The organism is Azospirillum sp. NS33, assembly GCF_059703765.1.
In genome coordinates this window covers 46,492-58,959 of the sequence record NZ_BAAKJB010000033.1, presented here as the reverse complement: position 1 = coordinate 58,959, position 12,468 = coordinate 46,492, and the positions used below count along the sequence as shown (strand labels likewise).

Genomic DNA, 12,468 nt, shown 5'->3' with positions numbered 1-12,468 from the left:
CCGGGCCTGTTCCCGGTATAGCCCGGATGGATCAGGGCTGGGGCGGGCATCCGCCCGCGGCCGTGGCCAGCCGGTCCACCGCCCAGCGGGCGGCGTCCCGCACCACCGGGTCGGGGTCGTCGAGCCGGGCGGCGGCGGCCCCGGTGAGCGCCGGGTCGCCGCTGTTGCCGATGGCGATCAGCACGTTGCGCACGAAGCGGTCGCGCCCCAGGCGCTTGATCGGGGACGCGGTGAAGAGGGCGCGGAAGCCGGCGTCGTCGAGAGCCGCCAGGTCCGCCAGCTTGGGTGCCGTCAGCGCCGCGCGCGGCAGGAAGGCCGGCTCCCGGCTGGCCTGGGCGAAGCGGTTCCACGGGCACACCGCCAGGCAGTCGTCGCAGCCGTAGATCCGGTTGCCGATGGCCTCCCGGAACTCCTCCGGGATCGGGCCGTGGTGCTCGTTGGTCAGGTAGGCGATGCAGCGCCGGGCGTCGAGGGTGTAGGGCCGGGGGAAGGCGTCGGTCGGGCAGATGTCCTGGCAGCGCCGGCAGGTGCCGCAGCGGTCGCGCTCCGGCGGGTCGGGCGGCAGGTCCAGGGTGGTGAAGATCTCGCCCAGGAACAGCCAGCTGCCGTGGCGGCGCGACACCAGGACCGTGTGCTTGCCCTGCCAGCCCACGCCGCTGCGCGCCGCCAGGGGTTTTTCCATCACCGGGGCGGTGTCGACGAACACCTTTACCCCGGCGCCGTGGCGCTGGTGCAGCCATTGGGCGATCTGCTTCAGCCGGCCCTTGATGAGGTCGTGGTAGTCGCGGTTGCGGGCGTAGACGGAGATCAGGCCGCGGTCCTTGTGCGCCAGCAGTTCCAGCGGGTCGCCGTCGGGGGCGTAGGAGAGGCCGAGCACGATGACGCTGCGCACGGCGTCCCACAGGGCGCGCGGGTCGCCGCGGCGCGCCGCGGTGTCGGCCATCCACGCCATGCCGCCGTGCCAGCCCTGGTCCAGCGCGTGGGCGAGGCGGGCGCGGTCGGCGTCCGACAGCTCGGCGGGGGCGAAGCCGACGGCGTCGAAGCCGAGCGACCGGGCGCGCGCCCGGATGGCCTCCTTCAGGTCCTGCGGGTCCGCCTCAGCCACGGCCGCGGTAGGGGGCGACGTCCTGGGCCGGCACCCAGACGCCGTCCGGCGGTGGCCCGGACTGGTAGAACACGTCGATGGGGATGCCGCCGCGCGGGTACCAGTAGCCGCCGATGCGCAGCCACAGCGGTGCCAGCTCCCGCTCCAGCCGTTTGGCGATGGAGACGGTGCAGGCCTCGTGGAACGAGCCGTGGTTGCGGAAGGAGCCGAGGTAGAGCTTCAGCGACTTGCTCTCGACCAGCCAGTCCGCCGGCACGTAGTCGATGACCAGGTGGGCGAAGTCGGGCTGGCCGGTGATCGGGCACAGGGACGTGAACTCCGGTGCCGCGAAGCGCACCAGGTAGCGCTCGCCGGGGTGCGGGTTGGGCACCCGCTCCAGCACCGCCGTCTCGGGCGAGTCCGGCAGCGCCGTCTTGGCGCCAAGCTGGGTCAGGTCGCGGTAGATGGTCTGGTCGCTCATGAACGGCCTCCCGAGCCGGTCCTGGGCAGGGACAGCGGGTCGGCGAGGGCGGGCAGGTCGCCCTCGTCCATCGCCGTCTCCCAGGCGCCGGCCGTTTCCTCGAAGGTGCCCGCGGCGATGGCGTCGCGCAAGGACGCCATCAGGTCCTGGTAGAAATGCAGGTTGTGCCAGGTCAACAGCATCGGGCCCAGCATCTCCCCGGCGCGGAACAGGTGGTGGAGGTAGCCGCGGGTGTAGCGGGCGCAGGCGGGGCAGCCGCAGCGCTCGTCCAGCGGCCGCTCGTCATGGGCGTGGCGGGCGTTGCGCAGGTTGAGCGTGCCGCGCCGCACGAAGGCCTGCCCGGTCCGCCCGGAGCGGGTCGGCATCACGCAGTCGAACATGTCGACGCCGCGCCGCACCGCGCCGATCAGATCGCCGGGGCGGCCGACGCCCATGAGGTAGCGCGGCCGGTCGGCGGGCAGGGCCGGGGCGGTGAAGTCCAGCACCCGGAACATCTCCTCCTGGCCCTCGCCGACGGCCAGGCCGCCGATGGCGAAGCCGTCGAAGCCGATGCCGGCCAGCGCCTCGACCGACTCCATCCGCAGGTCCTCGTAGACGCTGCCCTGGACGATGCCGAACAGCCCGTAGCCCGGACGCTCCACGAAGGCGGCCCGGCTGCGGCCGGCCCATCGCATGGACAGCCGCATCGACGACGCCGCGACCGCGTGCGTCGCCGGGAACGGCGTGCACTCGTCGAAACACATCGTGATGTTGGCGTCCAGCAGCCGCTGGATCTCCATCGAGCGTTCGGGCGTCAGGTGGTGGCGCGACCCGTCGAGGTGCGACTTGAAGGTCACCCCCTGCTCGTCGATGGTCCGCAGGTCGGCCAGCGACATCACCTGGAAGCCGCCACTGTCGGTGAGGATCGGCCCGGGCCAGTTCATGAATCGGTGCAGGCCGCCGAACTGGGCCACCCGCTCCGCCGTCGGCCGCAGCATGAGATGGTAGGTGTTGCCGAGAATGATTTGCGCGCCGGTCGCCGCGACCTGCTCGGGGTGCATGCCCTTGACGGTGGCGGCGGTGCCGACGGGCATGAAGGCGGGGGTCTCGACCGCGCCGTGGGCCGTGGCCAGCCGGCCGCGCCGGGCCAGCCCGTCGGTGGCGAGGAGGTCGAAGGTCAGGCCGGTCACGGAACCCTCCGCAGGAGCGTGGTGTCACCGTAGGAGTAGAAGCGGTACTCCGCGGCGATGGCGTGGGCGTAGGCCGCGCGCATGCGGTCCATGCCGGCGAAGGCGCAGACCAGCATGAACAGGGTCGACCGCGGAAGATGGAAGTTGGTCAGCAGCAGGTCGACGACGCGGAAGCGGTGGCCGGGATAGATGAAGATGTCGGTCTCGCCGGCGAAGGGGGCCAGGGTGCCGTCTGGCGCGGCGGCCGATTCCAGCACGCGCAGCGAGGTGGTGCCCACCGACAGCACGCGGCCGCCGGCCGCGCGGGCGGCGTTGATGGCGTCCGCGGTCCCCGCCGGGATGACGCCGTATTCCGCGTGCATCCGGTGCTCGCGGATGTCCTCGACCTTCACCGGCAAGAAGGTGCCGGCGCCGACGTGCAGGGTCACCGGCACGCGGCGCACGCCGCGCGCCTCCAGCCGGTCCAGCAGGTCGGGGGTGAAGTGCAGGCCGGCGGTGGGGGCGGCCACCGCCCCTTCCTCGCGCGCGAAGACGGTCTGGTAATCTTCGCGGTCGCCGGCCTCCGCGCCCTGGTCGCGGCGGATGTAGGGCGGCAGGGGCACCGCGCCGTGGGCGTGCAGGCGCTCGAACAGCGCGGCACCGCCGACGTTGAAGCGCAGCAGCACCTCGCCGCCGTCGCGCTTGGCCTCCACCACCGCCTGGAAGCCCTCGGCGAAGACGACGGTGTCGCCGACACGCAGGCGCTTGCCGGGCCGGGCGAAGGCGGCCCAGGCGTCGGCGCCCTCGCGCTTGTGCAGCAGCGCCTCCACCCGCACGGCACCGCGCTGGCCGTGGAGCCGGGCGGGGATGACGCGGGTGTCGTTGTAGACCATGACATCGCCCGGGCGGAGCCGGTCGGGCAGGTCGCGGACGATGCGGTCGTGCAGCGTCCCGCCCACCTCCAGCAGGCGCGCGGCGTCGCGCGGCCGCACCGGATGGTCGGCGATGCGTTCGGGCGGCAGATGGAAGTCGAAATCGGCGGTTTTCATGGAAGGCGCTGATATAGGGCATCGCCGCGGCGAAGGGAAGCGGTGCGCACCGCGCGGCGTGGCCCGGCGCTGCAGGCCGGTACACCGCGTCACGCAGCGGGTGGTGATCGGGACGGTCCCGACACCGTTACCCTGAAGGAATGGGCGCGCCGCGCTTAATGTCTTGTTAACCATCCACTTAAGAAACGCTTAACATCAAAAGGGGAGGGCGTTGCGTGACCGGCTGTACCGGCCTTCCCTCAGCCGCCCAGCGCCGCCCGCCAGGCCGCGGCGGGAACCGCCAGATTGGCGCCGTGCGGCTGCCCGGAGACCGCGACGGCCACGCCGACCACCCGCCACTCCCCATCCTCGTGGATCAGGAGGGGGCCGCCGCTGACTCCCCGCGCCCCCGAGCAGTCGTGGCGCAGCAGCGCCCCGGCCGGGGCGGTGATCCGGCAGCCCTGGTCCGCCATCAGCCGGTGGGAGCGGTCCTGGCTGAACCCGGCCAGGGCCAGCGGCGTGCCCGGCGCGGGGGGAGCGGCGACGACCGCGAGGGGGGCGGCGGGGGGCGGCGGGCCGGCGGCCAGGTGGAGCACCGCCCAGTCGGCCGCGCGCGACGCGTCCGGCCGCGTGCCGTCGTAGCCCGCCCCGACGGTGATCCGGCGCACCGTGCGGTGAACGCGGTAGGCGCCGCCATCGTAGCCGAACAGGATGTGCAGCGAGGCCGGCCCGAGCGGGCGCCGGGTGCGCGGGTGGTCGAGGCAATGGGCGGCCGTCACGACCCGGTCCTGCGCCACCAGGGCGCCGGTGCAGCGCCCGCCCAGGCTGGTCTGCACCCGGGCCACCGACGCCCAGGGCGCGACAGTGACGTCCACCGGCGCCCGCCGGTCGTCGCCGGCCACCCCGGGCAGCAGCGGGTCTGCGGTGCCGCCGGCCACGGCCAGGGGGAGCGTCGCCGCCAGCGCCGCCGCCGCCAGCGCCCTACGCCAGCGCGAACAGGTCGCCATCGCCGGGGGAGCGGTGGTCGGCGGCCGCGGGATCGCCGGGCGCCGTTTCCCAGCCCAGGCCGGGCAGGGCGATAATCCGGCCGCCGCCATGCTGGGTGCGCAGCACGATCACCCCGCGCTGTTCCAGGTAGTCGAGCAGGCGTCGGGCGCGGCCGGGAGAGCGGCTGCCGCACACCCGCGCCAGCGCCGCGTCGGAGGGGCAGGGCCCCCCGTCCTGGGCGGCGCGGGCCAGCAGCAGGTAGAGGCCGTGCAGGTCTTCCGGGAGATCGGCGGCCACCGCCAGCGCCTTGTCCCAATCCGGCGCCTGGGCCGATTCGCCGGCGACCCCGGCGCGGGCGGCGGCGAGGCGGCGGCGGAACGCCGGCAGGTCCGGCGGCTTACCGCCGACGGTGCGGATGCGGCAGCGCACGAGGAAATCCTGATAGAGCACGGCGACCGAGCGGTAGGCGGCGCCGGGTTCGGCCAGCACCTCGCCGAGGATGGCGTCCAGCGTCGCCTCGCGCGCCGCCAGCTCCTCCTCGGTCGGCTCCGCCTCGGGCGGCGCGGCCGCGGCGGGACGGGCCTGGGCGAGCTGGGCCAGGAGGTCGGCGGTGGAGGGCACCGGCGCCGGGGGCGCCCGGCGCACCGGCGGCGGGAACGGCGGCGGCGGTGCCTCGCCCGGCGCGAACAGCAGGTCGTGGGCGTCCTCGGGCGGCGTCTCGGGCAGCGGCATCAGCAGCGGGCTGCCGGTGCGCCCGGCGGTCTCCACCGTGCCGATGCGGATCGGCAGCGGGCGGCGCGACAGGGCCGGACCCAGGGCCACGAAATGGCCGCGCTCCAGGTCGCGGAACATCTCGGCCTGGCGGCGCTCCATGCCCAGCAGGTCGGCGGCCCGGGCCATGTCGATGTCGAGGAAGGTGCGGCCCATCAGGAAGTTCGAGGCCTCGGCGGCGACGTTCTTGGCCAGCTTGGCCAGGCGCTGGGTGGCGATGATGCCGGCCAGCCCGCGCTTGCGGCCGCGGCACATCAGGTTGGTCATGGCGCCCAGCGACAGCTTGCGGGCCTCGTCCGACACCTCGCCGGCGGCCGCCGGGGCGAACAACTGGGCCTCGTCGACCACCACCAGCATGGGATACCAGAGGTCGCGGTCGGCGTCGAACAGGCCGCCGAGGAAGGCGGCGGCGTGGCGCATCTGCGCCTCGGTGTCCAGCCCCTCCAGGTTCACCACCACCGACACCCGGTGCTGGCGCACCCGCGCCGCGACCCGCTGCAGGGCGGCCTCGCCGTGGTCGGCCGCCTCCACCACCACATGGCCGAAGCGCTCGGCCAGGGTGACGAAATCGCCCTCGGGGTCGAGGATGGCCTGCTGCACCCAGGGCGCGCTCTGCTCCACCAGGCGGCGCAGCAGGTGCGACTTGCCGGACCCGGAGTTGCCCTGCACCAGCAGGCGCGTCGCCAGCAGCTCCTCCAGGTCGAGGGCCGCCGCACCTCCGGCCCCCGTCGTCCCCATGTCGATGCCGACCTTCATCCAACGCTCCCGTTGCCCGCGCCAGCCCCCCTATAGCGCAGGACGGGCGGCGAGGGGGAGTCGGATGGGGCCGAGGCGCTGGCGTCGATCCGGAGGGCGCGGTAATGATCACAGCGGCAAGGGGACGGAGGACGCGCCGGTGATCGACGCTGCGGACCTGGAACGGCGATTCGTCGAAGACGAAGGGGATCGGCTGGAACGCAAGCGGGACGCCTCGGACCGCGACGGGCTGCGGGAGGCGATCTGCGCCCTGTCCAACGATCTCGCGGGCACCGGGCGGACGGGGCTTCTGATCGTCGGCCAGAACGATGACAAGAGCTGCGCCGGCTTGCCGATCACCGACAGGCTGGTCGAGCAGCTCACCGAACTGCGCGGCGGCGGCCCGATACAGCCGTTTCCCATCATGAGCGTCGATGTGGTGACCGTCGCCGGATGCGAGTTGGTGGTCCTATCGGTTGCGCCCCACAGCAACCCTCCGGTCCGTGTGAACGGACGCACCTTCGTGCGCGTCGGTCGCAGCACACGCGTCGCGACGGCGGACGAGGAGCGCCGGCTGGTCGAAAAGCGGCGCTGGAACACGCTGCCGTTCGATGCCCAGGGCGTTGCCGGTGCGACGACGGACGACCTCGACCTCGTGCGCTTTGCCATCGAATACCTGCCGTCGTCCGTGGCGCCGGAGGTGCTGGCGACCAACGGGCGGACGCAGGAGGAGCAGCTTCGCGCCCTGCGTCTGATCGATCTGCAGGGCCGCCCCACGGTCACCGCCATGCTGGTGCTGGGAAAGGCGCCGACGGCTTGGCTTCCCGGTGCCTATGTCCAGGCCCTGCGCATCGCCGGCACGGCCTTGACGGATCCGATCCGTGACCAGAGACAGGTCGACGGGACGGTCCCGGACCAGATCCGGCAGCTCGACGAGATCGCCCATCTGTGGATCGAGAATCCGACCATCGTCGGGGGCCCGGTGCGCAAGACCGCACCGACCTATCCGGAGCCGGCGCTGCGCCAGTTGCTGCGCAACGCGCTCCTGCACCGGACCTACGAAGGCTCCAACGCGCCGGTCCGGGTGACGTGGTACGATGACCGGGTGGAAATCCTCAGCCCCGGAGGGCCGTACGGCCAGGTAACCTTGGAGAACTTCGGCACGCCCGGCATCACCGACTACCGCAACCCGACCCTGGCCGAGGCCCTTCGGAACCTCGACTACGTCGAAAAGTTCGGGGTGGGCATCCCCATCGCCCGGCAAACCTTGGCCGCCAACGGCAATCCGCCGCCCGAGTTCCGCAGCGAGCCGACCTACACCCTCGTCACGGTCCGACCTCGGCCATGAAGACCATCGCCTTCTTCAACAACAAGGGTGGCGTCGGCAAAACCTCGCTGGTCTACCACCTCGCCTGGATGATGGCGGATCGTGGGCTTCGGGTGCTGGCCGCCGATCTGGACCCCCAGGCCAACCTGACGAACATCTGCCTGGGGGAGGAGCGCCTGGAGGCCCTGTGGGCCGAGACGCCGCGGCCGACCCTCTATTCGGCGGTCGAACCGCTGCTCGTGTCCGGGACCTCGGACATCGTCGATGTCCGACCCCAGGAACTGACTGGCCGTCTGGCCCTGCTTCCCGGCGATCTCGGGCTGTCCCGGGTCGAAGACGAGCTGTCCCAGCAATGGCCGCATTGCCTGGATCGCAAGGTGCGCGCGTTCCGCGTGATCACGGCGTTCGACCGCGTCGTCCGGTCCACCGGCGAGCGCTTCGGGGCCGATATCGCCCTGATCGACGTCGGCCCGAACCTCGGCGCCATCAACCGGTGCGCGCTGATCGCGTCCGACCATGTCGTCATTCCCCTGGCCCCCGATCTGTTCTCCATCCAGGGGCTGGAGAACGTCGGGCCGGCGCTGCGCGAGTGGCGCGAGGCGTGGGACGACCGCAAGACCAAGGCACCGAGGATGGACATCGCCCTGCCGGCGGGGCGGATGGAACCCATCGGCTATGTCGTGTCCCGCCACACCGTTTTCGCGGGTGGCGCGGTCCGCGCGTATCAGCGGTGGATGGACCGCGCGCCGGCGGTCTATGCGGAGCAGGTGGTCGAGGAGGCGGCGCCGGAGCCGGAGGGCGAGGACCGCAACCGCCTGGCGCGCCTCAAGGACTACCGCTCGCTGATGGCGATGGCCCAGGAGGCACGCAAGCCGATGTTCCTCCTGAAGCCCGGCGACGGCGCCATTGGTGGACACCAAGGCGCCGTCCGCGACTGCTACGTCGATTTCCTCGCACTCGCCACGCGCATCGCCGGGCGGGTCGGCGTCCCGCTGCCGACCCCGTGACGCGGATCGGGGGGCCGGCTCAGGCCGGCGCGCGCAACTCCTGGGCGCCCTTCAGCACCAGGTCGTGCAGGCCGTGGCCGCCGTCGTCGACGTGCTCCAGCAGATGGTGGCGCATGCGCGGCTCCCAGAAGTCGCGGATGTGGGCGACGATCTCGGCCACCGCGTGGTCCTCGGGGTAGGAGGTGAAGTAGCTGGCGATCTGGTTCGCCATCCGGACCAGGTCCTTCTTGTGCATGGACGTCTCTCCCTTTTGGTTGGCTGTCAGAACAGGATGACCCCGTCGCCGGGTGCCCGGGCGGCCAGCGTCATGCCGGCGTCGCGGGCGAGGTCGAGGGCGAGGGCGGTGGGGGCGGACAGGGTGGCCAGCAGCGGCACGCCCAGCGCCGCCGCCTTCTGCACCAGTTCGAAGCTGCAGCGGCTGGACATGACGACGAAGCCGTCGGCCGGGTCGAGGCCGGCCCGGGCCAGCGCCCCGCCCAGCTTGTCCAGTGCGTTGTGGCGGCCGACGTCCTCGCGGGCCAGCCGGATGGTGCCGTCGGGCGCGCACCAGGCGGCGGCGTGGACCGAATGGTTGGCCCGCGTCATCGGCTGGTGGTCGCGCAGCCCCGCGAAGGCCGCCGCCACCGCCGGGGCGGACGGCGTGAAGTGCGCCTCCACCCGGCGCGGCGTGCGCACGGCGTTGGCGAGGCTCTCCACCCCGCACAGGCCGCAGCCGCTGCGCCCCTCCATGGAGCGGGTGCGCAGGTTGCCGCGCAGCAGCCGCATGGTGTCGGCGCGGATGTCGAGGACGATGCCGCCGCGCGACGGCCGCACCGACACCCGCTCGATGTCCTCGGCCGCGGCGACGATGCCCTCGCACAGGGAGAACCCCAGGGCGAAGTCCTCCAGGTCGGCCGGAGTGGCCATCATCACCGCGTGCGAGCGCCCGTTGTACTCGAACGCCACCGGGGTCTCCTCGGCGATCATCCAGGTCACCGCGCCGGACAGGCCGGTGCCGGTGACCGCGACCGATCCGGTCGCCGAGGGGACGTCGGTGCACGGCATGACGGCCATCCCCTTATTCCGCGGCCACGCCGACCTTGACGATGGGCGCGTGGCGCTGCGCCCAGTCGGTCGGCTGGTTGCTGAGGCGGATCTGCACCGCGGTCACCTTGTACTCCGGGCAATTCGTCGCCCAGTCCGAGGCGTCGGTTGTCACCACGTTGGCCCCGGTCACCGGGTGGTGGAAGGTGGTGTAGACCACCCCCGGCGGCATGCGGTCGGAGATCTCGGCGCGCAGGGTGGTGGCGCCGACGCGGCTGCCCACCGACACCAGGTCACCGTCGCGGATGCCCCGCTGCTCGGCGTCGTGGGCGTTGATCTCCAGGATGTCCTCGGGGTGCCAGGCGACGTTGGCGGTGCGCCGGGTCTGGGCGCCCACGTTGTAGTGGCTGAGGATGCGCCCGGTGGTGAGGATCAGCGGGTAGTCGCGCGACGGCCGCTCCTCGGTCGCGATGTACTCGGTGATCATGAAGCGGCCCTTGCCGCGCACGAAGCCGCTGGCGTGCATGATCGGGGTGCCGCCGGGGGCGGCCTCGGTCACCGGCCATTGCAGGCTGCCGGCCTCGTCCAGCCGCTTGAAGCTGACCCCGGCGAAGGTCGGGGTCAGGCGGGCGATCTCGTCCATGATCTCCGCCGCCGTGGCGTAGTGCATGGGGTAGCCCAGCGCCGTGGCCAGCTCGGACACGATCGCCCATTCCGACTTGCCGGTCTTCTCCGGCATCACCGGCCGGACGCGGTTGATGCGGCGCTCGGCGTTGGTGAAGGTGCCGTCCTTCTCCAGGAAAGAGGTGCCGGGGAAGAAGACGTGGGCGAAGGCGGCCGTCTCGTTGAGGAACAGGTCCTGGACGATCAGGCAATCCAGCGCCCCCAGGGCGGCCGAGACGTGGTGGGTGTTGGGGTCGGACTGGGCGATGTCCTCGCCCTGCACGAACAGGCCTTTGAAGGTGCCGCCGATGGCCGCGTCGAACATGTTGGGGATGCGCAGGCCGGGCTCGGGGTCCAGCTTGGCGCCCCACGCCGCCTCGAACTCCGAGCGCACGACGCTGTCGGAGACGTGGCGGTAGCCCGGCAGCTCGTGCGGGAAGGAGCCCATGTCGCACGAGCCCTGCACGTTGTTCTGCCCGCGCAAGGGGTTCACGCCGACGCCGTCACGGCCGATGTTGCCGGTGGCCATCGCGAGGTTGGCCATGGCCATGACGGTGGTCGAGCCCTGGGTGTGCTCGGTCACGCCCAGGCCGTAGTAGATGGCCGCGTTGCCGCCGGTGGCGTAGAGGCGGGCGGCGGCGCGGATCTCGGCCGCCGGCACGCCGGTCGAGGCCTCGGCGATCTCCGGGCTGTTGCGCGGCTCGGCGATGAACGATTCCCACCGGGCGAACTCGTCCGCCTCGCACCGCTCGGCCACGAAGGCACGGTCGACCAGCCCCTCGGTCACCACCACATGGGCGATGGCGTTGAGCAGGGCGACGTTGCTGCCCGGGCGGAGCTGCAGGTGATGGGAGGCCTCGACGTGCGGCGTGCGCACCAGGTCGATGCGCCGCGGGTCGGCGACGATCAGCTTGGCGCCGGCGCGGATGCGCTTCTTCATGCGCGACCCGAACACCGGGTGGCCGTCGGTCGGGTTGGCGCCGATCACCAGGATGACATCGGTGTTGTCGATCGAGCGGAAGTCCTGGGTGCCGGCCGAGGTGCCGAAGGTCTGCTTCAGCCCGTAGCCGGTGGGCGAGTGGCACACCCGGGCGCACGTGTCGACGTTGTTGGTGCCGAAGGCGGCGCGGATCATCTTCTGGACGACGTACACCTCCTCGTTGGTGCACCGCGACGAGGTGATGCCGCCGATGGCGTGGCGGCCGTACTTCTCCTGGACCGCCTTGAGGCGCCGCGCCGCGGTGGCGATGGCCTCCTCCCACGACACCACCCGCCACGGGTCGCCGGTGGTCTCGCGCACCATCGGGTGCATGACGCGGTCCTTGTGGGTGGCGTAGCCCCACGCGAAGCGGCCCTTGACGCAGGAATGGCCCTCGTTGGCACCACCGTCCTTGTGGGGAGTCATGCGGACCACCGTGGTGCCCTGCATCTCCGCCTTGAAGGAGCAGCCCACGCCGCAATAGGCGCAGGTGGTGACCACGCTGTGCTCGGGCTGGCCGTGGTGGATGATGGACTTCTCCATCAAGGTCGCGGTCGGGCAGGCCTGGACGCAGGCGCCGCACGACACGCACTCGGACTCCATGAAGTCCTCCTTGGCGCCCGGCGACACCATGGAGGCGAAGCCGCGGCTGTCGATGGTCAGGGCGAAGGTGCCCTGGACCTCCGAGCAGGCGCGCACGCAGCGCGAGCAGACGATGCACTTCGACGGGTCGAAGGTGAAGTACGGGTTGCTCTCGTCCTTGGCCTGGCCCAGGTGGTTGGCGCCGTCGTAGCCGTAGCGCACCTCGCGCAGGCCGACCGCGCCGGCCATGTCCTGGAGCTCGCAGTCGCCGTTGGCGGCACAGGTCAGGCAATCCAGCGGGTGGTCGGAGATGTAGAGCTCCATCACCCCCTTGCGCAGGCGGGCCAGGCGGTCGTTCTGGGTGGCCACCTTCATGCCCGGCGCCACCGGCGTCGTGCACGACGCCGGCGTCCCGCGGCGGCCCTCGATCTCCACCATGCACAGGCGGCAGGACCCGAAGGCCTCGAGGTGGTCGGTGGCGCACAGCTTGGGCACGGTGACACCGGCTTCCGCGGCGGCGCGCATCACCGAGGTGCCTTCCGGCACGGTGACGCTGCGGCCGTCGATCTCCAGGGTCACCATCGTCTGGGACGTCCGGGCGGGGGTGCCGTAGTCGATCTCGTGGGTCATGGACATGATGGATCGGTCCTCTT

Annotated in this window: 11 protein-coding genes; 2 read left to right on the top strand and 9 right to left on the bottom strand. The window is 72.3% G+C overall.

Annotated features, from left to right (window positions below; all coding sequences use genetic code 11):
• Positions 1 to 31: 31 nt before the first annotated feature.
• From queG to AC6H2I_RS23910, 6 genes are all read right to left on the bottom strand, one after another.
• Positions 32 to 1,105, bottom strand: coding sequence for a tRNA epoxyqueuosine(34) reductase QueG (gene queG / locus AC6H2I_RS23935; protein ID WP_497503271.1), 1,074 nt, complete (start codon positions 1,103 to 1,105; stop codon positions 32 to 34).
• Positions 1,098 to 1,565, bottom strand: a complete 468-nt coding sequence (gene queF, locus AC6H2I_RS23930) for a preQ(1) synthase (protein WP_497503270.1) — start codon at positions 1,563 to 1,565, stop codon at positions 1,098 to 1,100. Before queF ends, queG begins: the two co-directional genes overlap by 8 nt.
• Positions 1,562 to 2,734 (bottom strand): tRNA guanosine(34) transglycosylase Tgt, encoded by a 1,173-nt coding sequence (gene tgt, locus AC6H2I_RS23925; RefSeq protein ID WP_497503269.1) that lies wholly within the window; start codon positions 2,732 to 2,734, stop codon positions 1,562 to 1,564. The genes queF and tgt overlap by 4 nt, the downstream gene beginning before the upstream one ends.
• A complete protein-coding gene (gene queA, locus AC6H2I_RS23920) occupies positions 2,731 to 3,762 on the bottom strand; it encodes a tRNA preQ1(34) S-adenosylmethionine ribosyltransferase-isomerase QueA (protein WP_497503268.1) in 1,032 nt (343 codons plus the stop codon). The genes tgt and queA overlap by 4 nt, the downstream gene beginning before the upstream one ends.
• Positions 3,763 to 4,001: 239 nt before the next feature.
• The gene (locus AC6H2I_RS23915) at positions 4,002 to 4,748 is read right to left on the bottom strand and encodes a trypsin-like serine peptidase (RefSeq protein WP_497503267.1); all 747 of its coding nucleotides are present in this window, start codon (positions 4,746 to 4,748) and stop codon (positions 4,002 to 4,004) included.
• Positions 4,723 to 6,255: a helicase HerA domain-containing protein gene (locus AC6H2I_RS23910; protein WP_497503266.1), complete on the bottom strand. Its 1,533-nt coding sequence runs from the start codon at positions 6,253 to 6,255 to the stop codon at positions 4,723 to 4,725. Before AC6H2I_RS23910 ends, AC6H2I_RS23915 begins: the two co-directional genes overlap by 26 nt.
• A 139-nt stretch (positions 6,256 to 6,394) precedes the next feature.
• On the opposite strand from AC6H2I_RS23910, the gene AC6H2I_RS23905 reads away from it, so the two are divergent.
• The gene (locus AC6H2I_RS23905) at positions 6,395 to 7,582 is read left to right on the top strand and encodes an ATP-binding protein (protein WP_497503265.1); all 1,188 of its coding nucleotides are present in this window, start codon (positions 6,395 to 6,397) and stop codon (positions 7,580 to 7,582) included.
• Positions 7,579 to 8,568, top strand: a complete 990-nt coding sequence (locus tag AC6H2I_RS23900; protein WP_497503264.1) for a ParA family protein — start codon at positions 7,579 to 7,581, stop codon at positions 8,566 to 8,568. Before AC6H2I_RS23905 ends, AC6H2I_RS23900 begins: the two co-directional genes overlap by 4 nt.
• 19 nt (positions 8,569 to 8,587) lie before the next feature.
• Here the strand turns inward: AC6H2I_RS23900 and AC6H2I_RS23895 are convergent, their stop codons facing one another.
• The 3 genes from AC6H2I_RS23895 to fdhF are packed head-to-tail and all read right to left on the bottom strand — an operon-like array spanning position 8,588 to position 12,451.
• Positions 8,588 to 8,803 carry a formate dehydrogenase subunit delta gene (locus AC6H2I_RS23895; RefSeq protein WP_497503263.1) on the bottom strand — a complete coding sequence of 72 codons (216 nt, stop codon included), beginning with the start codon at positions 8,801 to 8,803 and terminating at the stop codon, positions 8,588 to 8,590.
• Positions 8,804 to 8,829: 26 nt separating this feature from the next.
• The gene (fdhD, locus tag AC6H2I_RS23890; protein ID WP_497503262.1) at positions 8,830 to 9,621 is read right to left on the bottom strand and encodes a formate dehydrogenase accessory sulfurtransferase FdhD; all 792 of its coding nucleotides are present in this window, start codon (positions 9,619 to 9,621) and stop codon (positions 8,830 to 8,832) included.
• Between the two features lie 4 nt (positions 9,622 to 9,625).
• Entirely contained in the window at positions 9,626 to 12,451 is a 2,826-nt protein-coding gene (fdhF, locus tag AC6H2I_RS23885) for a formate dehydrogenase subunit alpha (protein ID WP_497503261.1), read from the bottom strand.
• Positions 12,452 to 12,468: the final 17 nt, after the last annotated feature.

Excerpts from the sequence above, each read along its gene's own strand:
- queA (WP_497503268.1), bottom strand. The coding sequence starts at position 3,762 with ATGAAAACCGCCGATTTCGACTTCCATCTGCCGCCCGAACGCATCGCC.
- AC6H2I_RS23895 (WP_497503263.1), bottom strand. The coding sequence starts at position 8,803 with ATGCACAAGAAGGACCTGGTCCGGATGGCGAACCAGATCGCCAGCTAC.
- fdhD (WP_497503262.1), bottom strand. The coding sequence starts at position 9,621 with ATGGCCGTCATGCCGTGCACCGACGTCCCCTCGGCGACCGGATCGGTC.
- fdhF (WP_497503261.1), bottom strand. The coding sequence starts at position 12,451 with ATGTCCATGACCCACGAGATCGACTACGGCACCCCCGCCCGGACGTCC.
- AC6H2I_RS23910 (WP_497503266.1), bottom strand. The coding sequence starts at position 6,255 with ATGAAGGTCGGCATCGACATGGGGACGACGGGGGCCGGAGGTGCGGCG.
- queF (WP_497503270.1), bottom strand. The coding sequence starts at position 1,565 with ATGAGCGACCAGACCATCTACCGCGACCTGACCCAGCTTGGCGCCAAG.
- AC6H2I_RS23900 (WP_497503264.1), top strand. The coding sequence starts at position 7,579 with ATGAAGACCATCGCCTTCTTCAACAACAAGGGTGGCGTCGGCAAAACC.
- AC6H2I_RS23915 (WP_497503267.1), bottom strand. The coding sequence starts at position 4,748 with ATGGCGACCTGTTCGCGCTGGCGTAGGGCGCTGGCGGCGGCGGCGCTG.